The sequence below is a fragment of the Terasakiella sediminum genome, assembly GCF_033100395.1.
In the GTDB taxonomy this organism is placed as follows: domain Bacteria; phylum Pseudomonadota; class Alphaproteobacteria; order Rhodospirillales; family Terasakiellaceae; genus Terasakiella.
Genome location: NZ_JAWLVJ010000026.1, coordinates 1 through 23233, shown reverse-complemented (window position 1 = coordinate 23233; position 23233 = coordinate 1). Strand labels below are relative to the sequence as shown.

General features: G+C 50.6%; 23 protein-coding genes. 8 read left to right on the top strand and 15 right to left on the bottom strand.

All coding sequences use genetic code 11. The annotated features are described in order from the left end of the window. Positions 1-31 precede the first annotated feature (31 nt). A complete protein-coding gene (locus RYZ26_RS17055; RefSeq protein ID WP_317684456.1) occupies positions 32-382 on the bottom strand; it encodes a c-type cytochrome in 351 nt (116 codons plus the stop codon). Beyond that, a complete protein-coding gene (gene secA, locus RYZ26_RS17050) occupies positions 366-3080 on the bottom strand; it encodes a preprotein translocase subunit SecA (protein ID WP_317684455.1) in 2715 nt (904 codons plus the stop codon). Before secA ends, RYZ26_RS17055 begins: the two co-directional genes overlap by 17 nt. A gap of 197 nt (positions 3081-3277) precedes the next feature. On the opposite strand from secA, the gene RYZ26_RS17045 reads away from it, so the two are divergent. The 4 genes from RYZ26_RS17045 (at position 3278) to RYZ26_RS17030 (ending at position 8032) form a co-directional block, all read left to right on the top strand. Further along, positions 3278-4132, top strand: coding sequence for a peptidylprolyl isomerase (locus tag RYZ26_RS17045; RefSeq protein WP_317684454.1), 855 nt, complete (start codon positions 3278-3280; stop codon positions 4130-4132). A gap of 90 nt (positions 4133-4222) precedes the next feature. Beyond that, positions 4223-5458, top strand: coding sequence for a bifunctional glutamate N-acetyltransferase/amino-acid acetyltransferase ArgJ (argJ, locus tag RYZ26_RS17040; RefSeq protein WP_317684453.1), 1236 nt, complete (start codon positions 4223-4225; stop codon positions 5456-5458). Continuing rightward, the gene (locus tag RYZ26_RS17035; protein ID WP_317684452.1) at positions 5455-5907 is read left to right on the top strand and encodes a (deoxy)nucleoside triphosphate pyrophosphohydrolase; all 453 of its coding nucleotides are present in this window, start codon (positions 5455-5457) and stop codon (positions 5905-5907) included. Before argJ ends, RYZ26_RS17035 begins: the two co-directional genes overlap by 4 nt. A 160-nt stretch (positions 5908-6067) precedes the next feature. Then, positions 6068-8032: a methyl-accepting chemotaxis protein gene (locus tag RYZ26_RS17030; protein ID WP_317684451.1), complete on the top strand. Its 1965-nt coding sequence runs from the start codon at positions 6068-6070 to the stop codon at positions 8030-8032. A gap of 6 nt (positions 8033-8038) precedes the next feature. Here RYZ26_RS17030 and RYZ26_RS17025 read toward each other — a convergent pair whose 3' ends face one another. Continuing rightward, positions 8039-8926 carry a formylglycine-generating enzyme family protein gene (locus RYZ26_RS17025; protein WP_317684450.1) on the bottom strand — a complete coding sequence of 296 codons (888 nt, stop codon included), beginning with the start codon at positions 8924-8926 and terminating at the stop codon, positions 8039-8041. Positions 8927-9043: 117 nt separating this feature from the next. On the opposite strand from RYZ26_RS17025, the gene RYZ26_RS17020 reads away from it, so the two are divergent. Then, positions 9044-9979 carry a pseudouridine-5'-phosphate glycosidase gene (locus tag RYZ26_RS17020; protein ID WP_317684449.1) on the top strand — a complete coding sequence of 312 codons (936 nt, stop codon included), beginning with the start codon at positions 9044-9046 and terminating at the stop codon, positions 9977-9979. Here RYZ26_RS17020 and RYZ26_RS17015 read toward each other — a convergent pair. Next, positions 9976-10401: a hypothetical protein gene (locus tag RYZ26_RS17015; protein WP_317684448.1), complete on the bottom strand. Its 426-nt coding sequence runs from the start codon at positions 10399-10401 to the stop codon at positions 9976-9978. The genes RYZ26_RS17020 and RYZ26_RS17015 overlap by 4 nt on opposite strands. A 95-nt stretch (positions 10402-10496) precedes the next feature. On the opposite strand from RYZ26_RS17015, the gene RYZ26_RS17010 reads away from it, so the two are divergent. Then, positions 10497-11891 carry an MFS transporter gene (locus tag RYZ26_RS17010; RefSeq protein WP_317684447.1) on the top strand — a complete coding sequence of 465 codons (1395 nt, stop codon included), beginning with the start codon at positions 10497-10499 and terminating at the stop codon, positions 11889-11891. Between the two features lie 21 nt (positions 11892-11912). On the opposite strand, the gene RYZ26_RS17005 is transcribed toward RYZ26_RS17010, so the two are convergent. From RYZ26_RS17005 to rpmE, 7 genes are all read right to left on the bottom strand, one after another. Beyond that, entirely contained in the window at positions 11913-12146 is a 234-nt protein-coding gene (locus tag RYZ26_RS17005) for a hypothetical protein (RefSeq protein ID WP_317684446.1), read from the bottom strand. A gap of 33 nt (positions 12147-12179) precedes the next feature. Then, complete coding sequence (locus RYZ26_RS17000; protein WP_317684445.1) at positions 12180-12473, bottom strand: HigA family addiction module antitoxin; 294 nt, start codon at positions 12471-12473, stop codon at positions 12180-12182. Positions 12474-12481: 8 nt separating this feature from the next. After that, complete coding sequence (locus tag RYZ26_RS16995) at positions 12482-12763, bottom strand: type II toxin-antitoxin system RelE/ParE family toxin (protein WP_317684444.1); 282 nt, start codon at positions 12761-12763, stop codon at positions 12482-12484. Positions 12764-13092: 329 nt separating this feature from the next. Further along, positions 13093-14208 carry a GMP reductase gene (locus tag RYZ26_RS16990; RefSeq protein ID WP_317684443.1) on the bottom strand — a complete coding sequence of 372 codons (1116 nt, stop codon included), beginning with the start codon at positions 14206-14208 and terminating at the stop codon, positions 13093-13095. 211 nt (positions 14209-14419) lie between these two features. After that, positions 14420-14878: an Hsp20 family protein gene (locus RYZ26_RS16985; protein WP_317684442.1), complete on the bottom strand. Its 459-nt coding sequence runs from the start codon at positions 14876-14878 to the stop codon at positions 14420-14422. A gap of 175 nt (positions 14879-15053) precedes the next feature. Continuing rightward, a complete protein-coding gene (locus tag RYZ26_RS16980; protein WP_317684441.1) occupies positions 15054-16301 on the bottom strand; it encodes a DUF2336 domain-containing protein in 1248 nt (415 codons plus the stop codon). A gap of 163 nt (positions 16302-16464) precedes the next feature. After that, complete coding sequence (rpmE, locus tag RYZ26_RS16975; RefSeq protein ID WP_317684490.1) at positions 16465-16686, bottom strand: 50S ribosomal protein L31; 222 nt, start codon at positions 16684-16686, stop codon at positions 16465-16467. 191 nt (positions 16687-16877) lie between these two features. Between rpmE and RYZ26_RS16970 the strand changes: the two genes are divergently transcribed. After that, positions 16878-17186, top strand: coding sequence for a frataxin (locus RYZ26_RS16970; RefSeq protein ID WP_317684440.1), 309 nt, complete (start codon positions 16878-16880; stop codon positions 17184-17186). Continuing rightward, positions 17183-18187, top strand: coding sequence for an asparaginase (locus RYZ26_RS16965; protein WP_317684439.1), 1005 nt, complete (start codon positions 17183-17185; stop codon positions 18185-18187). The genes RYZ26_RS16970 and RYZ26_RS16965 overlap by 4 nt, the downstream gene beginning before the upstream one ends. A 104-nt stretch (positions 18188-18291) precedes the next feature. Here the strand turns inward: RYZ26_RS16965 and RYZ26_RS16960 are convergent, their stop codons facing one another. The 4 genes from RYZ26_RS16960 to RYZ26_RS16945 form a co-directional block, all read right to left on the bottom strand. Next, positions 18292-19488, bottom strand: coding sequence for an MFS transporter (locus tag RYZ26_RS16960; protein WP_317684438.1), 1197 nt, complete (start codon positions 19486-19488; stop codon positions 18292-18294). An 80-nt stretch (positions 19489-19568) separates the two neighbouring features. Next, positions 19569-20741 (bottom strand): peptidoglycan -binding protein, encoded by a 1173-nt coding sequence (locus tag RYZ26_RS16955; protein WP_317684437.1) that lies wholly within the window; start codon positions 20739-20741, stop codon positions 19569-19571. A 1-nt stretch (position 20742) separates the two neighbouring features. Continuing rightward, positions 20743-21879: a flagellar motor protein MotA gene (locus tag RYZ26_RS16950; RefSeq protein ID WP_317684436.1), complete on the bottom strand. Its 1137-nt coding sequence runs from the start codon at positions 21877-21879 to the stop codon at positions 20743-20745. Positions 21880-21912: 33 nt separating this feature from the next. Continuing rightward, positions 21913-23046 (bottom strand): OmpA family protein, encoded by a 1134-nt coding sequence (locus RYZ26_RS16945; RefSeq protein ID WP_317684435.1) that lies wholly within the window; start codon positions 23044-23046, stop codon positions 21913-21915. Positions 23047-23233: the final 187 nt, after the last annotated feature.

The window sequence follows — 23233 nt, the reverse complement described above, 5'->3', positions numbered from 1 at the left end:
AAATGAATTTCCATAAGCTGAAGTAAGGGGCTTATTTAAACGCAGACCAGAGATAGTTGATGATGGCTTTGGCATCATTCTGGTCAATCTCGCCACTTTCCTCGAAAGACGGCATTTGGGTGTGGACGTTGCGTCCGCCTTCTTTGATGGTCCAGAGAAGATACTCATCTGAAATGATCTTCTTCTTAAGGGCTTCAGTCAGGTCAGCAGGCGGCGGGGTCAGGTTTTGACCCGCCGTCCCATTCCCGGAACCATCTGTCCCATGGCAGTTGGCGCAATGGGTGAGATAAAGCTCTTTGCCTTCTTCCACCAAATGCCCATCGGCAAATGCAGCTGTGCTGAAAAGCAGGAAGCCTGCGCTCAGATTAAGAAGCTTTACCATGGCAGTGCTTGTATTTCTTGCCGGATCCGCAGGGGCAAGGCTCGTTACGTGACACTTTGCCCCAGGTGCTTGGGTCGTTCGGATCGATATGATCAGCCGGCTTGTTGGTACGAACAGTGGCGGAACCGTATTCCTGAGACTGATCTTTCGCCAACGCAGAAGCATTTTCATGCGTTGCCGTCATTTCCTGTTCTTCATGACGGTTGTAAGCTTCCAGTTCTTCTTCGGCATTTTCCAGTTGCAGTTCAACATGCGCCAACAGGGTGATCACACGGTCACGCAGGATGGAAATCATCTCTTCAAACAGGTTGAAGGCTTCACGCTTATATTCATTCAGCGGATCGCGCTGTGCATAGGCACGCAGGCCAATGCCCTGACGCAGATGGTCAAGCGACAAGAGGTGTTCTTTCCAGATGGTGTCGAGTAATTGCAGAAGCACGCTCTTTTCCACAGAACGCCAGACTTCCTCACCATAGTTGGCAACCTTCGCGGCCATCTTGCGGTCCGCTTCATCCATCAGACGTTCGCGGATTTCTTCATCCGCCACACCTTCTTCTTTCGCCCATTCCTGCACAGGCAGGTCCAGGTTAAAGACGCGCAGGACTTCTTCATGCAGTGTGTCCATATCCCATTGTTCAGCATAGGCTTTTTCAGGGATGCATTTGTCAACGATATCGTCGATGACTTCGGCGCGCATGTCTTTGATCAGATCAGACACATCTTCGGTGGACATCATTTCACGACGTTGTTCGAAGATCACCTTACGCTGATCGTTCATCACATCGTCAAATTTCAGCAGCTGTTTACGCATATCAAAGTTACGCGCTTCCACTTTCTGCTGGGCTTTTTCCAAAGCTTTGTTGATCCACGGGTGAACGATGGCTTCGCCTTCTTCAAGACCAAGCTTTTGCAGCATACCGTCCATACGTTCAGAACCGAAGATACGCATCAGGTCATCTTCCAGCGACAGGAAGAATTTGGATGCACCCACATCACCTTGACGACCGGAACGACCACGCAGCTGGTTATCAATGCGGCGGCTTTCGTGACGTTCGGTACCCAGAACAAACAGGCCACCTGCTTCCAATGCAGTTTTCTTGTTTTCTGCGATCTCTGCCTCGATCTTTTTGATCTGATCTTCGCTTGGATTGTCACCCAGTTCGGTGGAGACACGCATGTCCAGGTTACCACCCAGCTGAATGTCTGTACCACGACCAGCCATGTTGGTGGCGATGGTTACAGCACCGGGGACACCGGCTTGGGCAACGATATAGGCTTCGCGTTCATGTTGCTTGGCGTTCAGAACTTCGTGTTTGACTTTGGCCTTTTTCAAAGCGCGCGACAGTTCTTCGGATTGTTCGATGGAAACGGTACCCACCAGTGTTGGCTGGCCGCGTTTGCTACATTCAATAATTTGTTTGATGATAGCATCAGTCTTTTCAACGCGTGTCCGATAAACTTCGTCATCTGAATCGATACGGGCAATGACGCGATTGGTCGGCATGTCGACCACTTCTAACTTATAAATTTCGGCAAATTCGCCCGCTTCGGTCATGGCTGTACCTGTCATGCCGGACAGTTTTGGATAGAGGCGGAAGTAGTTTTGGAAGGTCACAGACGCCAGCGTCTGGTTTTCCTGCTGAACCGCCACTTTTTCCTTGGCTTCAAGGGCTTGATGCAGACCATCAGAATAACGTCGCCCTTCCATCACACGGCCTGTGAATTCATCCACGATCATGACCTTGCCGTCTTTGACCAGATAATCCACACCGTTGGTGAAGATATGGTGCGCACGAAGGGCCGAGTTTACGTGGTGTAACAGTGATACGTTCGCTAGATCATAGATCCCGCCATTTTCCAGAATACCTGCCTCGCGCAGCAAGTCTTCGGCATGTTCCACACCGACATCTGTCAGAGAAACGGATTTTACTTTTTCATCCATTTCATAGTCAGCTTCCGTCAGATTTGGAATGATGCTGTCCACAACGCCGTAAAGTTCGGAACTGTCATCACTGGGGCCGGAAATAATCAGTGGGGTACGCGCTTCATCGATCAGGATGGAGTCGACCTCATCCACGATGGCAAAGTTGAAGGGGCGCTGGACCATGGTTTCCAGACTGAATTTCATGTTATCGCGCAGATAATCAAAACCAAGTTCGTTGTTGGTCGCATATGTAATATCGCACGCGTAAGCTTCCTGACGTTCCGGGTCGCTCATTTGATTGAGGATACAGGAGGTGGACATGCCCAGGAAGTTATAGACCTTGGCCATCCATTCGCTGTCACGCTTGGCCAGATAATCGTTGACGGTCACCACATGCACGCCTTTGCCTTCCAAGGCGTTGAGGTAGGCTGCCAATGTGGCCACCAGGGTTTTACCTTCACCTGTTGCCATCTCGGCAATTTGTCCTCGGTGCAGAACGATCCCACCCAGCAGCTGCACATCGTAATGGCGCTGGCCGAGGGAACGTTTGGCGGCTTCGCGAACGGTGGCGAAGGCATCTACCAGTACATCGTCCAGGGTTTCACCCTCAGCAACACGCTTTTTCAACCAGTCAGTGCGTGCACGCAGATCGTCGTCGCTTAACGGCTCGATCTCGGCTTCCAGTGCATTAATGGCATCAACGTATTTTTGCAGGCCTTTGATATATCGATCATTAGCTGTGCCGAAAAGCTTACGGGCAATAGCGCCAAACATGGTAATCCCCTAGGTATTTTAGTCACTCGTGGTGCGTGACAATTCACGAACCGGACAGAGATAGAATGGTTAGCCTGTTATGTCAATTGCACATAACAGTTACAGTGCTGTTACCTAAAAGATATAGACGCACCTATAAGGATGTGCATTATGCTATTAGCAAATTTTTACGACACCCATTTAGAGGTCTTATAACAATGTTCAAAACCACATTTCGCGCGCTTGCACTGGCTGGTGCTTTGTCTATTTCCACTGCGGCAATTGCCCACGACCATGGCAAAAGCGAGGTTGCCGAAGATCACGTTGTTGCGACCGTGAATGGGGAAAAGATTTATCTTTCAGAAGTTGCTGAAGCGCAACGTGCGATGGGTCAGCAGGCAATGCAGATGCCGCTGGAACGTATTCAGGGCATGTTGATCAACACAATTGCAGACCGTATCATAGTGTCGCAAGCCGCACGCAAGGCTGGGTTTGATAAAACAGACGCGTTCAAAAAACGTATGAAAGACATTGAAGCGCAGGTTTTGGCCCGTGACTTTATTTCAGATTATGCCAAAAAGCAGATGACGGATGAACGTGTGAATGCTGCATATCAAGAACATATCAAGGGTTTTAAACCCTCGCAGGAAGTGAATGCCCGTCACATTCTGGTGAAAGAAGAAGCAGAAGCAAAAGCGATCATCAAGGAACTTGAAGGCGGTGCTGATTTTGCAGAGCTGGCGAAAGCCAAATCAACAGGTCCGAGTGGCCGCGACGGTGGTGATCTGGGGTATTTTGGCCCAGGGGCGATGGTTCCACCCTTTGATAAAGCTGTCTTTAGCCTGAAAAAAGGTGAGATTTCAAAAGAACCAGTGCAAACACAGTTTGGCTATCATGTGATCAAGGTTGAAGATATCCGTGATACACAGCCACCAAAACTGGATGCCATCAGACACGAACTTGAAAGCCAGATTGGCAATGAATCTGTGGGGGCGTATGTTGAGACACTGCGCAAAGACGCAAAGATCGTTTTGCTGGACAAAGACGGCAAAGAAATGAAGATGGATAAATAAGGATTTACCTGATCCATATTTAAGCGTTATATCGTCATCTGCGTCTTAAGTGATGCAGATGACGATTTTTTTTTGAATGAAGAGAAAACCATGACTGATCTTTCCCCTCTGGCACCCGCAAAATTTCCCGATGTCCATCCGGTAAAGGGCGTGCGATTTGCCACCCGTGGCGTTGGGGTGAAATACGCGGATCGCACCGACCTGATGGTTTGTGATCTGGCCGAAGGTTCAAACATTGCAGGGGTTTTTACCCAATCGTTGACGGCTTCTGCCCCGGTAGATGCCTGTCGCGAAGCTTTGGTTGAAGGTCATGGTAAGGCCAAATGCATTATTGTGAATTCTGGCAATGCCAATGCCTTTAACGGTAAAAAGGGCATTGCTTCGGTTGAAAATATCGTTGCGGAATCCACCAAAATTTTTGACTGTTCCAAACATGAGATTTTCACCGCTTCCACAGGGGTGATCGGCGAAGCGCTGCCGGATGAAAAAATCACAGGTGCGCTGGCGGGTATGAAAAACGATCTGGGCAATGGCAGCTTTGAAGATGCCGCGCGTGCCATCATGACCACCGATACGTTCCCGAAAGCGGCAAGCGCTCAGGTAAAGATCGGTGATGTGGATGTGACCATTTCCGGCATTGCCAAAGGGTCCGGCATGATTGCACCAAATATGGCGACCATGCTGTCTTTTGTCTTTACCGATGCGGCGATTTCTTCGGATGTGCTGCAGGCTTTGTTGAAGGACGCAACCGATAAATCATTTAACGCCATTACGGTGGATAGTGATACCTCGACCAGTGATACGGTTCTTTTGGCTGCAACAGGGCAGGCGGGCAATGATGAAATTACCTCTTTGTCAGATGCTGATCTTGTTGCGTTCAAAGAAGCGTTTGAGGCCCTGATGATTGATCTTGCTCAGCAGATCGTGCGTGATGGCGAAGGGGCAACTAAATTTGTCAGCATTACGGTGAAGGGCGCAGAAACCGATCAGGCAGCAAAGACTATTGCGTTGGCGATTGCCAATTCTCCGTTGGTAAAAACGGCTATTGCAGGCGAAGATGCCAATTGGGGTCGGATTGTCATGGCGGTTGGTAAAGCAGGGGAAAAGGCGGACCGTGATAAGCTGCAGATCGCCATTGGCGGCACGGTGATTGCGGGTGAAGGCGAAGCTGTAGAAGGCTATGACGAAGCCCCGGTGGCGGCCCATATGAAGGGTGAAAATATCGACATTGATGTGCATGTCGGGATTGCCAATGGTTCTGCAACCGTCTGGACCTGTGATCTTACCCATGGTTATATCACCATCAACGCGGATTATCGTTCATGAACATCGAAGAAGATCAGGGCTGTTTTGGCCAGCAAATCATCAAGCCGGGCCTGCCCGTTGTTTTTGTTTCTGCCGTTGCCATGGTTGACACGGACGGTCGTATCCTGATGGCACAACGCCCGGAAGGGAAATCCATGGCCGGGCTGTGGGAATTCCCAGGTGGCAAGGTGGAAGACGGTGAAACACCGGAAACCGCACTAGTGCGCGAACTTAAAGAAGAACTGGGCGTGGATATCACGGAAAGTTGCCTTGCCCCATTAACCTTTGCGTCCCATTCTTACGAAAAATTCCATCTGTTCATGCCCCTGTTTGCCTGTCGTGTCTGGAAGGGTGAACCTCATGGGGCAGAGGGGCAGAAGCTGAAATGGGTCTATCCGATGAAGATGCGTGAACTGCCCATGCCGGAAGCTGATATCCCGCTTATTTCGCTCTTGCGAGATTTGATTTAGTTTAAATCACCTTTCTGGTTCGAAATGTTTCTGCAGTATTTCCTGCTGTTTCAACTAATGGGTGATGGGAAAGAATTAGAAATATCTTAGAGGTTAAAAAGCCGGGGCTGAATGATTATATTTCTTGTGTCGAGGAAACATAATTAAGGGACTGATCCCTATGTTGAACTGGTTTAAGAATGCAAAAGTGGCTGTTCAGATTAATCTGATTGGCCTGATCGCGCTTGTCGGATTTCTGGTTATTGGTGTGAGCTTTCTTTTCGGAGAAAAACACATTGAAGAGCTTCAGGAAGAAATGAATCATGACCTGAAGGCGATGGAAGTGGCCGATAATGTCCATTATGAATTTTTGAATGCCCGGCGGCGGGAAAAAGATTTTCTGCTGCGTTTTGATGAAAAATATATCCAGAAACATGCTGAAGTTATGGCGTTGATTGACAGCCAGATGAAGCAACTGGTCCAGAACCCCATTTTATCCGGGGAACGCGCTGTGCTGGACAATATCACAGCTATGTTGAAGGAGTATGAAAAGACCTTTGTCAGTGTTTCAGATGCTTGGCAGGAGATTGGCCTGAATGAAAAAGAAGGTCTGCGCGGACGGTTGCGTGGATCGGTCCATGCGGTTGAGACCAAGCTTAAGGAATTTGAAAAAGATCGACTGACAGTGACCATGTTGATGATGCGCCGTCATGAAAAAGATTTTTTGCTGCGTCTTGCGCCCAAATATATTGATCGCATGGATAAACGGATGGCAGAATTTTCAGCCGACCTGATCCAGAGTGATATTCCGAAGGGCGATCAGGATCAGATCATGTCTTTGATGAAGTCCTATCATGCTGATTTCAAACTGTTGGCGGCGAAACGCCTGTCAGTTCAGGAAAATAGTAAAACCCTGTCTGCTGTGTTTGCCAAGGCGCAAAATCCTTTTGATAAGCTGCTGCATCAGATTGAAGAGCGCACGATCAAAGCCAATCAATCTATGCAGACGACCCTTGCGCAAACATCCAGCTCCATCATCTGGACCATTGTCCTGACGGTAATCGTTGTTTTTGTCGTAGCGACCTATGTTGCCCGCCAGATCGTGCGCCCTATTCATACCCTGACTAATGTAATGACCACTTTGGCAGGTGGGGATAAGACCATTGATATCCCCATTACCAAACGGCGCAACGAACTGGGTGATATGGGCCGCAGTGTTCTGGTCTTTAAAGAAAATATGATCCGTGCGGACCAACTTGCCGAAGAACAGGCTGCAGAACAGGAAGTCCAGCAGGAACGTGCCCGTCAGATCATCCTGTTGACCAAAGGGTTTGAAGAAGATTCAGATCAGGTGCTGACCACGGTTCATGCCTCAATCTCACAGATGAGTTCGACCGCCGATCAGATGAAATCCGCAGCCGACCAGTTGAACCAGCGATCAAGTGCAGTTTCAACAGCGGCCACCGAAGCCTCCAGCAATGTGCAGACCGTGGCGTCTGCGTCTGAAGAACTGGCGGCGTCCATTAAGGAGATTGGCACACAGGCGGCAAATTCCACTAAAATTGCAGGCCAGGCTGTGATCAAGGCGCAAGAGACCAATGACACGGTGAAAAGCCTGTCTCAGGCCGCGCAACGCATTGGTGATGCGATCAATCTGATTAATGACATTGCCGATCAGACCAACCTTTTGGCCCTGAATGCAACGATTGAAGCAGCACGCGCAGGTGAAGCAGGCAAAGGGTTTGCAGTTGTGGCAAGCGAGGTTAAAAATCTTGCGACCCAAACGGCTAAAGCGACTGAAGAAATTTCTGCCCAGATCGGGGATGTACAGAGCTCAACCGACAATGCGGTGGAAGCCATTGGCGGGATTTCCGGTGTGATCAATCAGATGGATGAAATTGCCTCCATCATAGCCGCTGCTGTAGAAGAACAAATGGCGGCAACGCAGGAAATTGCCCGCAATGTGGAACAGGCCTCCAGCGGGACCAGTGATGTGACGCAAAATATAGAAGGCGTCAGCACACTTGCCACTGATACGGAAGGTGCCGCTGACAACGTCCATCAGGCCTCCGGTGACGTGAAATCACAGGCAGAGAGTATGAGTAGCTTTATCCACGGGTTTATCGAAAAAATCCGTGCGGTCTAGCGGGCGCTATTTCGCGAATTCTTGCACCAGGCGGAAACCGATCAGGGTATGCTTCATATCGGCACGGCGGTGATGACGCGCGGCTGCCCGACAGACGCCACAGCCGCGATCATCCCAGGCCCCGCCCTTGACGGTCATGCGGCCGCGTTCCCCCGGTGTACTGGTCCATTCATAGACCTGGCCTGCCATATCCATGACGCCAAACGGGCTGGCCCCACGTGGGAAAGACCCGACGGGCATGGTATCGTGTGGGCCAAGGTCGGCGGTGTTGGCTTTGGCCGGATTAAAGTTCTGTCCCCAGGGATAGGCCCGACCATCCAGACCACGTGCCGCCAGTTCCCATTCACTTTCCGTTGGCAGGCGCCAATATCGTCCGGTCTTCAGGCTCAGCCATTCCGCATAGGCCCGGGCATCATTATAATCGACCAGAACGACCGGATGGTCTTCGCGCCCCTGGGGGAAGCCATCTTCATCCCAGGCATACTTGCGTGTGCTTTCAAACGGATGGTTCAGCCCATAGCTATTCCAGTCCACTACATCCACATCCGGGGCTTCGCGGCGGGTTTCGCGAATAAAGGCGGCATATTGATAATTGGTGATGGGATATTTGGTGATAAAGAATCTGGGCAGGCGTGTCTTGAAAGAGGGCAATTCATATTCATACCAGCCCTGATTTCGCGTCACTGCCGTATGATACGCGGCTTCATCTGCACGATATGCCGTTTCACGTTCCGGATCGCCCGATCCCATAAAAAAGATAGAGGCCGGAATGGGGACAAGATCAGGCATTTCTTTTAGTTGGGCGGCTTCCTGTGGTGTTGGCTGATTGGCACAAGCCGACAGCAGCAACAGGCAAAGCCCGATTGAAATTCCTTTGAAGCGATGAAAAGCCATGTGTCTTTATCCCCTTTGAAACGCTTTCTTCTACAATCTCTTAGGATTGAGATAGACGCAAGCTTAAATCTTTTGTTAGGCTGTTCCACCGCTGGTTTTAGATAAGGATATGGGGTCATGAGAAAGACTTATCGCAGACAGGTTCTCTCTGACGAGGTCCGCGAGGCTTTTAGTACGCGAAAAGGCGTTGTGGCGCTGGAAAGTACCGTTATCACCCATGGGCTTCCCTATCCTGAAAATCTACAGACCGCCCTGGAACTGGAAGAAACCGTGCGAGAAAATGGCGCGGTCCCAGCAACCATTGCTGTGATCGACGGGTTAATCCGGGTGGGCTTAAACCGGGACGAGTTGGAACGGCTGGCAAAGGATCAGGGCGCAAAGAAACTCAGCCGCCGTGATCTTCCCTTGGCATTAGCGCTTAAACAAACGGGCGGCACAACAGTTGCCACCACCATGATCATCGCCCATCACGCAGGTATTCGTATCTTTGCAACAGGCGGGGTCGGTGGCGTGCACCGTGGCGGTGAGGAAACTTTTGATATCTCCGCTGATCTGGAAGAGTTGGGGCGCACGTCCGTCTGTGTGGTTTCCGCAGGCGCAAAAGCCGTTCTGGATCTGCCCAAGACATTGGAAGTGCTGGAAACAAAAGGGGTTCCGGTCATTGGCTATGGCTGTGATGAGTTTCCTGCCTTTTATTATCGAAACAGCGGGCTATCCAATACGGTGCGACTGGATGAGGTGGATCAGATCAGTGAAGTTCTTCTGCATAAATGGAACCTGACCCGCTGGCCCGACAGTATGGAATTTGCAGGCGGCGTGCTGGTTGCCAATCCCATCCCGGCAGAAGATGAAATCCCACGTGCAGAAATCGAAGCCTTTATCACACAGGCGTTGGATGAAATGACGGTAACGGGTAAGGACGTCACGCCCTATCTGTTAAAGCGAGTAGGAGAATTATCTGAAGGCAAAAGCAAGCTCAGCAATATGGCCCTGATTAAAAATAATGCGGCCTTGTCGGCAAAAATCGCGGCTGATTTGGCAGAGAAACTCTAGAAGTTACTGATCGGCCCGTTATTGGATTCAAGCCCATCGCCCAGAATATAAAAACTGACGGCATCATAGGAAATCAGACCAAAGGCGATGACCAGCACAAAGACAATGCCAAAGCGCGACTGGGTCTTTTTCTGCAGATTATATTGTTCGGCAGGTGCGCGTGATTGGCCGGGCATGATGATTTCCACCTCGCCCTTGACCGGGGCTTCCGTGCCCATCAGACTTTTGAAATTATCACCAATTTTGGAAAAACCGCGGTGAAGCACGCTATATTCGCTCATAAACGGCATAAACAGCCCCAACAAGGAAAATAACGCGCCGACAGCCGCACTGTAAGGCGCATAGCCATTGGACATGGCACTCCCGATAAAGAGGGAGGCGAGAACCGTTAAACCAAAAGCGATGATAAAAAGTAACTGCATGTGAATAAGGTTTTAGACTTCAATCGTTTGACCATATCTTATTTGCAGATATATTTGAACCAAATAGCCGATTTCAACAATTTAAAATCATTTTCATGAGCCAATCTGTCGCTTCCCCCCTTAAGAATGCTGCTTACCGCCACCTTTTTCTGGCGCAAGTCACCTCCCTTGTCGGTACAGGCCTGACCACCATTGCGCTGGCCCTGCTGGCCTTCGATATGGCAGGAGATAATGCCGGGCAGGTCTTGGGCACCGCGCTCGCCATCAAGATGGTGGCTTACGTTTGTGTGGCCCCCATCGCAGGCGGTTTTGCACATTTGCTGCCCAGAAAAGCCACCTTGATCGTACTTGATTTGGTGCGTGCCGGATTGATCCTCACCCTGCCGTTTCTGTCCGAACCGTGGCAGCTATACGGGGTGATCTTTGGGGTGAATGTCTGTTCAGCCTGTTTTACCCCGCTGTTTCAATCCATCATCCCGGATATTCTGCCGAACGAGCAACGCTACACCAAGGCGCTGTCTTATTCGCGACTGGCCTACGATCTGGAAAATCTGCTCAGCCCCACATTGGCGGCGCTTTTACTGACCATCTGGTCGTTTGATCTGTTGTTTATGGTCAATGGGGTGACGTTCCTTGTCTCTGCCCTTTTGGTGTTGATCACGGTCCTGCCAAAATCAGCCATCGCTCAACGTGAAGCCTCCATCATCAAAAATATCACCTTCGGGGTGGTGGCATACCTTAAAACCCCACGCTTGCGTGGGCTTCTGGCGCTTCATGCCTGTGTGGCCGCGGGCGGAGCGATGGTGATTGTCAACAGTGTGGTCTATGTGCGTGCCCATCTGGGCCTTGGGGAAACAGAAACCGCCTATATCATGATGGCGTCGGGTTGTGGCTCTATGCTGGTCGCACTCTTTCTGCCCAAACTGCTGGAACGTCTGCCGGATCGCCCCTTGATGGTCGCAGGCGGCAGTATCATAGCCTCTGCCCTGTTGTGGGGCATGACCCTGCCGGGATTGTTCGGTGTCGCCTGTATCTGGTTTTTACTCGGTGTCGGCTGGTCCTGCATCCAGACGCCAGCCGCGCGCGTGGTGACCCGTTCCACAACGGACGGCGACCGTGCGGCCTATTTCAGTGCCAACTTCGCTTTATCGCATGGGGCATGGTTCTTGGGTTATGCGCTGGCCGGATGGCTGGGGGCAAGCCTTGGTCTCGCTCAAACCTTCACCATCATGGCGGCCATCGCGTTCTTGATGACGCTCTGGGCCCTAAAGCTCTGGCCGACAAATGATCCGGTGGTGGTGGCCCATACCCACTACGCCCATCACCACGACCATCCCCACACCCATGATGACAACCACCACGATCACGACCACGAAGGCTGGGAAGGCCCCGAACCCCACATCCACGAACATCGCCATAAAGAAGTCCGTCACGCGCATCCCTTCGCCATTGATGCGCATCACGTGCACTGGCCGGGGCCGGAGCGGTGAGGGTATTGTTTTACGAAAAACTTATTCAAAAACGGACAACATTGTCAAAACGGCCACGCCTAAACTGCCTGTAGCTACGATCAAAGACGCAATAGCAATCTTGTTTGATGTCGTAGCCTGTTTAATGGCTTTCTCTGCTGTTCGGCGTCTTTCTTCTGCTTTAAGCATTTCAAAAACCCAAGGGTCGCCCGTTTGGCAATATGCTTGAACTAATTCATGGTCTGTTAAATCTGAAAAATCATTTTTATCTGACACATTCATTTCCTTTGTAGGCTTACCTAAAAATTATTATTGGACCTGCAAAGAGTCCAGCATGTGAATGTCATCAAAATTGTTCTGAGATTTCACAACAGACAACTCATATGAAGACTGTAAATTCATCCAGAAATCAGGCGTTGTTCCAAACAGTTTACTCAAGCGCAAAGCGGTATCAGCGCTCATGCCCTTTTGCTCCCGAGACAATTTTTCAATTCTGTCACGGGGGACACCAATGGCTTTTGCAATTTTTCCAGCAGACATATTGAGAGGTTCCATAAACTCTTCGCGCAATACTTCGCCGGGATGTGTTCTAATGCGAGACATATTACCTCCTAGTGATAGTCCACAATTTCAACATTATGCGCGCCATCCTCTTTCCATTCAAAAATGACACGCCATTGTTTGTTGATGCGAATACTATGGAAACCGATTAAATCACCGACCAGTGCCTCCAAACGATTAGCAGGTGGAATTCTTAAATCAGCAAGTTCTTTTGCCGCGTCAATCATATCCAGCTTACGTCTGGCAACCTTTAAAATGGTGGAAGGAATTTTCCTACTTTTACCACTTTCAAAAAGGTATTCGGTTTCTTTATTTCCAAAGTTCTTAATCATCTTAAGCATTGTATCCATTAGGGATACAGGTGTCAATAAATGTATGACGTATGGATACAGATTGTTGCGACGAGGTTTATGAGTGTTTTTTGAGTCTTTTTTGTTTTCTTCTATATGAGAAATATCGCCAACAGCTTTTTGCGATACACAGAAAAAGCATTCCGAGAACGATAATGATCATTAGGCCGATAGGCATGAACAATGTCCCTGCTAATATTCCAATTAGTGGACGTTCGATGATAACCTTTAGCGGTTAAATGCTAAATAGCCTCACGTTCGTCTTACAATCGTAGTTGATATCAGTATTGTGCCAAGGGAAGCAAATGAAATTAAAACTTCCCAAAAACTTCATTAATCTGCTGGCTCACCGTCACAAACGTCGTGCGTTTGGATAGTTCTTTCAAACTCTGTGCCCCGACATACGTACAAGTCGAGCGCACGCCGCCGAGGATTTCCATGAGCGTGCCATCGACAGCTCCGCGATAGGGGATTTCGACGCGTTTGCCTTCGCTGGCGCGGTATTTGGCGACACCGCCGTAGTGTTTGTTCATGGCGGTGTCGGAAGACATGCCGTAGAATTCGTGGAACTTTTCTTCGCGCACGATCTGTTTGTCGTTTTCATCCAGTTCGTTGGTGAGGTAACGTCGGGTGATCACCTGTCCGGTACATTCATCATGGCCTGCGAGCATCCCGCCGAGCATGACGAAGTCTGCCCCGCCTGCAAAGGCTTTGGCGACATCACCGGGGACCGTGCAGCCCCCATCGGCGCAGACAAGGCCTTTCAGGCCGTGGGCAGCATCTGCACATTCGATAACGGCAGAAAGCTGCGGGAAGCCCACGCCAGTCATTTTTCGGGTGGTACAGACGGAGCCGGGGCCAATGCCGACCTTGACGATATCGGCACCGGAGATGATCAGCTGTTCGGTCATCTCGCCTGTGACCACATTGCCCGCCATAATGACGGCGTCCTTGTGAGTTTTGCGGATTTTTTCAACGATGCGGGCAAAACGCTCGCTATAGCCGTTGGCGACGTCGAGACAGACAAAGACGGGTTCATCGCCCGGGCGTTGTTCTGCCATCGTCAGGGCGTGATCCAGCTTTTCCACATCTGTTTCTGTAATGCCAAAAGACAGGAAGGTGCGTGTCCATGGATTGATGTTGGCTGCAGGCGCATCTTCCATGAAATAGCGCTGATAATCATCAAGCTGATAGAATTTGTGAAGGGCGGTCATGGCCCCGTGGTTGGCGAGCGCCTTTGCCATCTCGAATGTGCCGACGGTATCCATGTTGGCGGCGATGATGGGCACGCCTTTCCAGGTTCCGGATGCATGGGGAAAACGGAATTCGCGTTCCATATCAACTTCGGAACGTGACAAAAGATCAGATCGTTTGGGACGGATAAGAACGTTTTTATAGTCAAGTTTGACTTCGGTATCGATACGCATGCGGCCTAAGCCCTTCCTTTGATAATGGCACCGATTTCAAAGACTATCACTGACTTGACTGATTGGACAAGTTTTTTAAAGAAATTGGAAAAAAGAAAAGGTGTGTCATCAATCCGGGGTAATGGGGGGGAGTGACTGATGACACACCGTGGGAGCCTTTAGCGAGCTCCCGAGTTTACACTAGAACAGGGAGGGGGAGTGTTTGCGCAGGTTAGGCTGCTTTCGATTCTAGTGTTTTGACGTCTGTTGTGGAAATTTCAATTTTCCGGGGTTTCAGGGCTTGTGGCACTTCACGCACAAGATCAATATTCAAAAGACCGTTATCAAGGCTTGCACCCGTGACTTTCACATGATCGGCCAGCTGGAAGCGGCGCTCAAATGCACGGCGGGCAATGCCACGATGGAGGTATTCTTTTTCCTGTGTTTCATCGGTTTTGGCTTCTGCTGAAACGACAAGGAAGTTTTCTTTCGCCGTGATATCCAGTTCATTTTCTGCAAAGCCTGCAACGGCCAGCGTGATGCGGTAGCTGTCTTCACCGGAAACTTCAATATCGTAAGGCGGATAAGAGTTTGCGGCGTTATCCAGATGTGCAGCGGCATCCAGTGCGCGTTGCATACGTTCAAAACCAACAGAGGAACGGAAAAGTGGCGATAAGTCAAAATTGGACATGTTCATATTCTCCTATGAGCAACATGATTTAAAATGCAGCCTCCCCAACATGGGCCAGGCTATGTTCATATGTTTGATACAAAGTCAGACCCGCTTGGCGGCGCCTGTTGTCATCAAGCATGCACAGGAAATAGGAAGGTGTTTTTTGACACGCAAGGGGGCGATTTGAAAAAAATTAACTGTCGCCGAAAAGTTCCAGATGCCAGGAAAGTTCATCCTCATCCAGCGGATAGTTGCCGTCTTCGGTTGCCTTGAGCAGGTTTTTGACGGGAACCTTTGCCAGTTTAAACTGGATGCTTTCCCCCATTTGGGCGCTTAACCCGGCTTTCCATGCCAAAGCCATCAGCCCTTTGCCGCTTTGGGAAGCTAGGACTTTTTTAATCGTCACCCGGCGCATATCGGCCATAACGGCCAAAGCAGATGTGGCATAAAGCCATTCACTGTTATCCAGCCAATCCCCCAGACGTTCTTCTGTCAGTTCGCCCTTTTCTTTGAGTTCTCGAACCTCATCAATGGGATCGACGGTTTCTTCTTCTTCGGCCTCATCTGCATCAATGCGCTGCTTTACCACTTCTTTGACGGTATCAAGAACTTCGTCGGGCAGGTCTTTTCGTTCCTGCAAGGTTGTTAGCAGGTTATCGGCCAGATAATGGGCCATGCGGTTGGCGGCTTTGGCGCTGAGTTTGGGGCGTTGGGTCAGGGGGGCATGCCATGCTTCAACGCTTTCAGCACTCTCTGCCAGCATGTCCAGCGTGTCTTCACGAATTTGGGCACTGTTGTTGGAGAGAAGGTCTGCAATCGCGCTTTCCACATTGGTGGCGATCACGGCCTCAGAAATGCTTTCAGAAACACTCTCACGCTTGGAAATCGCATTTAGCGCGCCCTTGGCATGGGTGGAGTCGATGATTTCAAGCAGGTCATCATCGGTCAGCACCGGGGAGAATTGTAGCACAGGGCCTGCAACCACCACTTCCATATCACGTGCCAGATGCTTGATGATATCGCCGGGCGCATCCACCACATCTTTTAAAGTTTCAGACAGAATCTGACGAACTTTGGTTGCCTGGTCTTGTGACAGGAGCTTTAAGGCGTCATAGGTCAGGGTCTGGATTTTACTTTGTTCGGCTGCACTGACATCGGGCGCGAGGTTGGCAATCTTTTCGGTCAATTCAAGACGGACAGCTTCATCTTTGTCGCGCGCCAGCAAAAGGTCAGCTTGACGCGGAGTCGTCGGGTTCACCGCGATCCGGCGGCGCACTTCCATATTGTCGTCTTCGGCAAGGAAATAGAGGATTTCCGGTTTCAAATCCTGACGTTCTGCCAATTGACACCGAATCGCTAAATTCTCGTGGGAGGCGAGTTTTTGCATCTCTGCGTAAGAGAGGGTGTCTTTGGTGACGAGTCGTTTATCTGCGTTGCTCATTGCCGATTTCTTATTTTAAAAACTTCAAGTTAGATTAATTGTGCAACGCCTTGGCGGTAAGTTCAACCACGTAATATACCGTAACAGAAAAAGGCGACAGAACCCTGAAGGTTTGTCGCCTTTGAACTGTTTATCCCGACAAGGGAGCGAGAGAGCTCGCGCCTTATTTGATGCCGAAGTTGGAGAAACGCTTGTTGAATTTCGCCAGCTGCCCACCAGAGTCGAGCAGACGGTGAACGCCTGTCCAAGCTGGGTGAGATTTAGGATCGATGTCGAGTTTCATCACGTCGCCCGGTTTACCCCATGTGGAACGGGTTGTGAACGTGCTGCCGTCAGTCATTTGAACGGTAATTTCGTGGTAGTCAGGATGGATATCTTTTTGCATTTTTCGTCTCAATAAATCTAGTCGCAATAATGGGCCCACGACTTAAGTTGTCGGGAAAACGAGGCGCTTATATAACGAGATTGCAAAGACTGTGCAAGACCTTCTTTTCATATTTCTGTAATTGACCTTGTGGATCAACCACTGCATTGCTATATCCCATGAAACTTTAGACGAATTAAAGGAAAAAACGCATGTCTTTTGATGAAAGCCAGTTCCACGAAATTGCTGATGAACTTTTGGACGGTCTGTTTGATCAGCTGGAAGACGCCATTGGCGATGCTGCGGACGTTGATTTGCAGGACGGGATTCTTGAGATTGAACTGGATGCAGGCGGAACCTACATCATCAACAAGCATGCGCCCAACAAACAAATCTGGATGGCATCGCCTAAAAGCGGGGCGACCCATTATGATTATAAAGATGGTCAGTGGATCGGTACACGTGATGACGCAAACTTCCTTGAGCGTCTGTCGGCTGAACTGAATGCGCCTTTGTCATGAGTAACCCTGTTCTGGTCGAAGTCACCCGTGGGGGGATTGTGGAAAGCCGCCATCGCGGGGCTTTTTGTGTGATCGATCCGAACGGTGATGTCGTCTTGAACAAGGGCGATATCGATCAGGACGTCTTTGGCCGTTCCAGCATCAAGGCTATCCAGGCGCTTGCCTTTGTGGAAAGCGGGGCCGCTGATGCCTTTGGCTTTAGCGACGAAGAACTGGCCCTTGCCTGTTCATCCCACGGCGGGGAAGTGCAGCATGTGGGGGCGGTGACGTCCATGCTGAACAAGATGGGGCTGTCTAAAGAACTTTTAAAATGTGGTTCACACTGGCCTATGAATGAAGCAGCCGGGCGCAGCCTTGCCATGGAAGGTGAAACACCTTCTGTGTTGCATAACAACTGTTCCGGCAAGCACGCAGGGTTTCTGGCTTACTTGAAACACAATAAGGTTTCCCCGGTTGGCTATACCGAACCGGACCATCCTTTACAGGTTCTAATCCGTGAGACACTGGAAGACTTATGTGAAGTGGATTTAAGCGATGCGCCAGTGGGGATTGATGGATGCGCCATCCCAACATGGGCTTTTCCGTTAAAGAACCTGGCACTTGGTTTTTCAAAGTTCGCTAATCCGGCTGGTCGGGTGAGTGCGGATCGTGAAGCAGCCATGAAGAAACTGACCAAGGCCATCTTTGCCGCACCGTTTATGGTGGCAGGGACGGATCGTTATTGCACCCGGATGATGACGGCTTTTCCTGAAAAGGTATTTATCAAGCTTGGCGCAGAGGGGGTCTTTACAGCTTTCGTTCCTGAAAAGGGGTATGGTTTTGCGGTCAAGTGCGATGACGGCACCTACCGCGGGGCTGAAATGATTGTCAGTGCGATTCTGGTTGAGCTGGGTGTCTTTAGCAAAGAAGACTTTGATCGCGCTGGTGTGGCGGATTTATATGAAAAACCGCTGCTAAATCGCAATGGCACAGAGGTCGGTGTTGTGCGCCGCGCCTTTTAACTAGACCTTGTCATCCCTGCGAAGGCAGGAATTTATGTCAAGCGTTTAGTAGATCCCTGCCTTCGCAGGGATGACGAAAGAGTGTGTCGGGATGACAGGGTAGCTTACTCAGAAGCCTCAGCTACCTTGGGTGCACGTTCAGAACTTAGTTTTACAAGCGCAATGGCTGTCACAATAAACATCACCACCATACCTGTAAAGTAAGGCGCATCACGGCTGATATTGGCAAACAGGATACCTGCAAGGATCGGTCCCAGCACGCGTGCAAGCGTTGCAGCAGATCGGCTGGCGCCCATAACCCCGCCGCGTTCGGTTTCGCCTGCCTCAAAAGAAATCAGGCTGTTCAGCGATGGGGTGGAAAGCGCGAAGCCGATGGCAAGGATAGTGGTTGCGACCAACAGAAGCGGCAAATTATGGCTGAAGGGGATCATGCCGATGCCAAGGCCTAAGAGCAAACTACCAATAATCACGAGCTTGCCTTCGCCATATTTCTTGGACAACCGACCGATCATGCCGCCCTGGATCATGGCGCTGATGATACCCAGGAAGGCGAAGAGGTAACCATTTTGTTCCGGTCCCCAATTAAACTCGCGACGTGTCCACATGGCAAAGGTGGTTTCCATCCCGGCAAACACAAAGGTGCACAGGAAAGAAAGACCGATCAGCAGCCCCAGACGCGGGCGCATCAGTGTTTCAAAGAAGGATTGCCAGTGTTTGCGTGGCGGCATGCCTGCAATTTTGGCGCGGGCTTCTTCGGATAGAGATTCTTTCAGTTTCACCATGGCGATGATCAGCGCAAGGCCTGAAAGTCCGGCTGCCACCAGATAGGGGAGTTGGAAGTTGGCATTGGCCGCGTCCGGGCCAGCCAGAATGCCACCGATTGCCGGACCTGCGATAAAGCCCAGCCCAAAGGCGGCACCGATCACCCCCATGCCCTTGGCACGGTTTTCAGGCGTTGTGATGTCGGCGATATAGGCAAAGGCCGTTGCGATATTGCCCGCCATCAGGCCGTTAAAGGCGCGTGCGATAAACAGCATCATCAGCGTTTCTGCAAAGCCCAGCCAGATATAGGTAATGACTGAACCCAGCAGCGAAAACAGCAAGATCGGGCGGCGGCCATATTTATCACTCATGCGCCCTAAAATAGGGGCTGAGATCAACTGGGTGATGGAATAGGTTGCCAGCAACAGGGTCACCACATCGGGTGAGGCGTTAAAATGTTCCCCAAAAAATGGCAACAAAGGGATCACAATGCCAAAGCCAACAAGGTCGATAAAGACAACAAGAAATAACACGAACATGTTGGGCGACTTCCTAAGGCTGGTTTACGGCATGCATGCCTTATGACCATAAAATTTGGCTGAATAAGGGCAATGATGTTTTAGCGTTGTGTCAGCTTTAATTCAATACGGCGATTGCGACGGCGTGCAATTTCATCTTTCTTGGGATCAATCGGCTGGAATTCCCCAAAGCCTGTTGCGGCCAGACGTTCCGGTGCTATGCCTTCTTCTATCAGGGCTTTCACAACCGAAATGGCACGTTGGGTGGAGAGTTCCCAGTTGGAGGGGAACTTGATGTTCTTGATCGGAATGTCATCGGTATGGCCATCGACGCGCAAAATCCAGTTTACCTTGTTGGGGATTTTGGCTGAGATTTCTTTAAGCTGTTTGGCGAGATGTTTCAGCTGGATTACCCCTTCAGCCCCCAGTTTGGCCTGCCCAGACTGGAACAACACTTCGGATTGGAAGACAAAACGGTCGCCGACAATGCGCACGCCGGATTGTTTGCCCAGTACTTTACGCAGTTCGCCGAAAAATTCAGAACGATACTTATTTAGTTCCTGCACCTTGGTTGCAAGGGCGGCATTCAGGCGTTTACCCAATGATTTAATCTGTGTTTTCTGTTCTTCATTCAGGGTTTCAGAAGCATCCAAAGCTTCCTGAATGGCCGCAAGCTGCTGACGAAGGGCTGCAAGTTGTTTGTTCATCAGGGCCTTTTGGGCACGCTCTGACTCTGCCAGTTGACGTTCTTCGATTAGTTGACCGTCTTTCTGGTCCAGTTTGCTGGCTTGTTCTCTGATCTCTTTGGTCAGATCATCACGCAGGGCTTCAAGGGCTGCGACATCTTCGCGCATCTTGGCAAGTTCAGCCAGTTTGACTTCCAGTGTTTCCCGATCTGCCTCAATCGTCTTGAAGGCATCAGCGAGTTTTTCATTAATCTGGGCGTTGTCTTTTTCCAGACTTTCCAGCCGTCCACTTAGGTCATCGCGCAATTTGACCGAGGCCTGAAGCTCGGTCGAGAGATTGCTCATATTATCGCGCAGGTCTTCGTTGGCTTTGCGTTCCAGATTAAGCAAGTCGGTCAGTTCCGACATCTGGGTGTTAAGCCTGTCCAGGGTGTTTTCACGACCCGACAGTGTTTCTGATAAAAAGATTTGGGCGAGCACGAAGATCATCAACAAGAAGATGATCACCATCAACAGCGTTGCGAGCGCATCTACAAAGCCCGGCCAGATGTTGTCCTGATGAATTCGTCTGCGTCGCCCCAACGCCATCTTAAGCGTCCTTGGCTGCGATGGTGCGTGCTAACAGGCGGATTTCCTGCCTGATCTGAGAAATACTTTCTTCGCGACCTGCCCCGATTTCTTCCACCAGTTTCTGGGTGTAGACATCGATGTTGCGAAGATGGGTCTTGCTGGTGTTATCCAAACCAGCCCCACCGCCGCTGCCATGTGCGATCTTTTCCAACAATCCTTTTTGCGCAAGTTGACCTTCGGCCAGTTTCTGCATCAGCATTTGTTCGGTGTGCATGGTGTCAGTTAGCGCCCCCAGCTTAGATGTCAGTTCCATAAACTGTGCGTTAGACGCTGCCTTGCTTTCTTCAGATCGTGTCATGGTGCGTTGCAGTTTTTCAAGGCTGTCAGCGGTCTGTTCCAGCAAGGCCTGAACGTATGCGGGCACGGACTGGTCACCTGCGGCATCAGATAATGCACCGCTTGACAGGCGGGTCTGTGCAGACAGCCAATCTTCAAGGTCGGTATAAAAACGGTTTTGTGATTGCCCGGTTTGCAAATCAAGAAAACCCAGAACGAGGGAGCCTGCCAGACCGAAGAGGGAGGAACTGAACGCGGTTCCCATACCTTCAATCGGGGCTTCCAGACCACGTTTCAGGTCATTAAACACAACAGCCAGATCACCGCCGCTGCCGATGGTCAGGTTGCTGATGACGTCACCGACGGACCCAACGGTGGTCAAAAGACCCCAAAAGGTCCCTAAAAGGCCAAGGAAGATAAGAAGGCCGACATTGTAGCGCGACAGGTCACGATGTTCTTCAAGCCGTGTGGCAATGCCGTCCAGCAGGGAACGGGTGGATAGCGCAGACAGAGTAAATTGCCCGCTTTCACGTTCGCCCAGCATCACGGCCATGGGCGCGAGCAGGCGCGGCGCAGATGAACTGCTGGTGCTCGCACGGTCTGACTTGAATTCTTCGATCCAGCGGACTTCCGGGTTTAGCAATAGAACCTGGCGGAAGTTGTTGATGATCCCGATTAGCAAGACGCCAAGGATCAAACCGTTCAGGGCCGGGTTGGCAAAGAACGCGTCCTGCAGTTGACTAAACAGCAGAAAGGCTGCAACGCCAACACAGGCAAGAAATAAAACCATCCGAATGAGGTAACGTTGTGGACGGGTCATGTTAGCTCCAGACCGAAAAAGATGGATTTATATTTAAGGTGTGATTTGAACGTCTACCCGGTCAAATGGCTCTTCATTGGTTTTGTTCCCAAGGGCACGAACGTCAATGCGTGTACTCTTGATCCCCAGGTCACGAAGGTGGGAACGCACAGCCAGAGCACGAGACAAAGACAGACGACGTGCTTTGGACGAAGAAACATCTTCACCACCGGCATAAGCCAGCAACTGCACACGATCACCCGGGCGGGCCAGCAGTTCATCAGCCAGCATCTTCAGGCTGTCTTTTGATGATTCTGGCAATTGGCTAGCCCCGGATTTAAAGGTCACGCGCACAGTTGCTTCGCTGACAGAAGGAAGCGCGGATGTTTGTGTCGGGGGTTTATCCTTGGTTTCGCTCTTCATCGCGGAAGCGACTTTTTTCGGCTCAATCGCGGATGGCGGTGGGGGCGGTGGTGCCTCGGCCATCACTTTGGCGGGTGCAGCAGGGGCTGGTGGCGGTGTGCGCTTTTCCATTTTCTTCGGTGCAGGCGGCGCTGGTGGGGTTGGGGCCTTTACAGGTTCAACCTTTGCCACTTCCACTGGTTTCACAGGAGCTGCGACTGGTTTTGGTGCTTCCGGTGCTTTTGCCATGACTGGCTTAGGCGCAGGTGTGTTGGTGATTTTCGCGACTTTTGGAACGGGTGTCGGCTTTGGCGCGACCTTGACCATTGGCTTGGGTGCTGCTTTGGCAACAACCGCTTTCTTTTCCATTGGTTTTGGTGCTTCGGGCTTTTTCAGCTTGATGTCGTTTGTTTTGGCAAGGCGCGTGCTGGGCAGGCTTGGCGCAGCAGGTGCTGTCATTGTTGGCTTGCGTAACACGATGCGAGAGGTTGGTTCCTGACCCGGTACAGGCATTTGGGCCGCACCGGAACGTTTGGACACAACCCCGCTTGGCAGGCCGTGGAAGGTTGATTTTGGCATCGCCAGTGGTGGCATCTTGCCAACCGCTTGTGGGGTGCGCATAGCGGCAGACGGACCTGACGTATTCAGCCCGTTATCTTCCAGAACTGAAAGATCGATCATCACGTTGTTATCGTAGAGGCTTGCAACTTGTGCATCTGCCTGTGTCGTGATCATGAGGCCTAACGCGCAGGCGCTGCCCATAAGAACTTTACGAAAATCAGCCATTTTAACCATCAATCAAGACCTCTTTCAGAGGCACTCCCGTTTACCAATAGATATAGTTAGCGAACAAGATAACCAAGCTTGGCCTTTCAAACAACAAAAGAATGACCCGTCCTAAAATACGTTGACGGTTTTAGGTTAAGCCCGTTGCTTTTGGCAGCGGGCTTTTCTGTGCATTTGGTTTGGCGTT

Coding starts and splice junctions, on each gene's coding strand:
- RYZ26_RS17000 (WP_317684445.1), bottom strand. CDS start 12,473: ATGTCTCGCATTAGAACACATCCCGGCGAAGTATTGCGCGAAGAGTTT.
- RYZ26_RS16960 (WP_317684438.1), bottom strand. CDS start 19,488: ATGTTCGTGTTATTTCTTGTTGTCTTTATCGACCTTGTTGGCTTTGGC.
- RYZ26_RS17015 (WP_317684448.1), bottom strand. CDS start 10,401: ATGCAGTTACTTTTTATCATCGCTTTTGGTTTAACGGTTCTCGCCTCC.
- RYZ26_RS17035 (WP_317684452.1), top strand. CDS start 5,455: ATGAACATCGAAGAAGATCAGGGCTGTTTTGGCCAGCAAATCATCAAG.
- RYZ26_RS17020 (WP_317684449.1), top strand. CDS start 9,044: ATGAGAAAGACTTATCGCAGACAGGTTCTCTCTGACGAGGTCCGCGAG.
- RYZ26_RS17055 (WP_317684456.1), bottom strand. CDS start 382: ATGGTAAAGCTTCTTAATCTGAGCGCAGGCTTCCTGCTTTTCAGCACA.
- RYZ26_RS16970 (WP_317684440.1), top strand. CDS start 16,878: ATGTCTTTTGATGAAAGCCAGTTCCACGAAATTGCTGATGAACTTTTG.
- rpmE (WP_317684490.1), bottom strand. CDS start 16,686: ATGCAAAAAGATATCCATCCTGACTACCACGAAATTACCGTTCAAATG.
- RYZ26_RS17045 (WP_317684454.1), top strand. CDS start 3,278: ATGTTCAAAACCACATTTCGCGCGCTTGCACTGGCTGGTGCTTTGTCT.
- argJ (WP_317684453.1), top strand. CDS start 4,223: ATGACTGATCTTTCCCCTCTGGCACCCGCAAAATTTCCCGATGTCCAT.
- RYZ26_RS16965 (WP_317684439.1), top strand. CDS start 17,183: ATGAGTAACCCTGTTCTGGTCGAAGTCACCCGTGGGGGGATTGTGGAA.
- RYZ26_RS16985 (WP_317684442.1), bottom strand. CDS start 14,878: ATGTCCAATTTTGACTTATCGCCACTTTTCCGTTCCTCTGTTGGTTTT.
- RYZ26_RS16955 (WP_317684437.1), bottom strand. CDS start 20,741: ATGGCGTTGGGGCGACGCAGACGAATTCATCAGGACAACATCTGGCCG.
- RYZ26_RS17025 (WP_317684450.1), bottom strand. CDS start 8,926: ATGGCTTTTCATCGCTTCAAAGGAATTTCAATCGGGCTTTGCCTGTTG.
- RYZ26_RS16990 (WP_317684443.1), bottom strand. CDS start 14,208: ATGCGTATCGATACCGAAGTCAAACTTGACTATAAAAACGTTCTTATC.
- RYZ26_RS17030 (WP_317684451.1), top strand. CDS start 6,068: ATGTTGAACTGGTTTAAGAATGCAAAAGTGGCTGTTCAGATTAATCTG.
- RYZ26_RS16980 (WP_317684441.1), bottom strand. CDS start 16,301: ATGAGCAACGCAGATAAACGACTCGTCACCAAAGACACCCTCTCTTAC.
- RYZ26_RS16945 (WP_317684435.1), bottom strand. CDS start 23,046: ATGGCTGATTTTCGTAAAGTTCTTATGGGCAGCGCCTGCGCGTTAGGC.
- RYZ26_RS16995 (WP_317684444.1), bottom strand. CDS start 12,763: ATGATTAAGAACTTTGGAAATAAAGAAACCGAATACCTTTTTGAAAGT.
- secA (WP_317684455.1), bottom strand. CDS start 3,080: ATGTTTGGCGCTATTGCCCGTAAGCTTTTCGGCACAGCTAATGATCGA.
- RYZ26_RS17010 (WP_317684447.1), top strand. CDS start 10,497: ATGAGCCAATCTGTCGCTTCCCCCCTTAAGAATGCTGCTTACCGCCAC.
- RYZ26_RS16950 (WP_317684436.1), bottom strand. CDS start 21,879: ATGACCCGTCCACAACGTTACCTCATTCGGATGGTTTTATTTCTTGCC.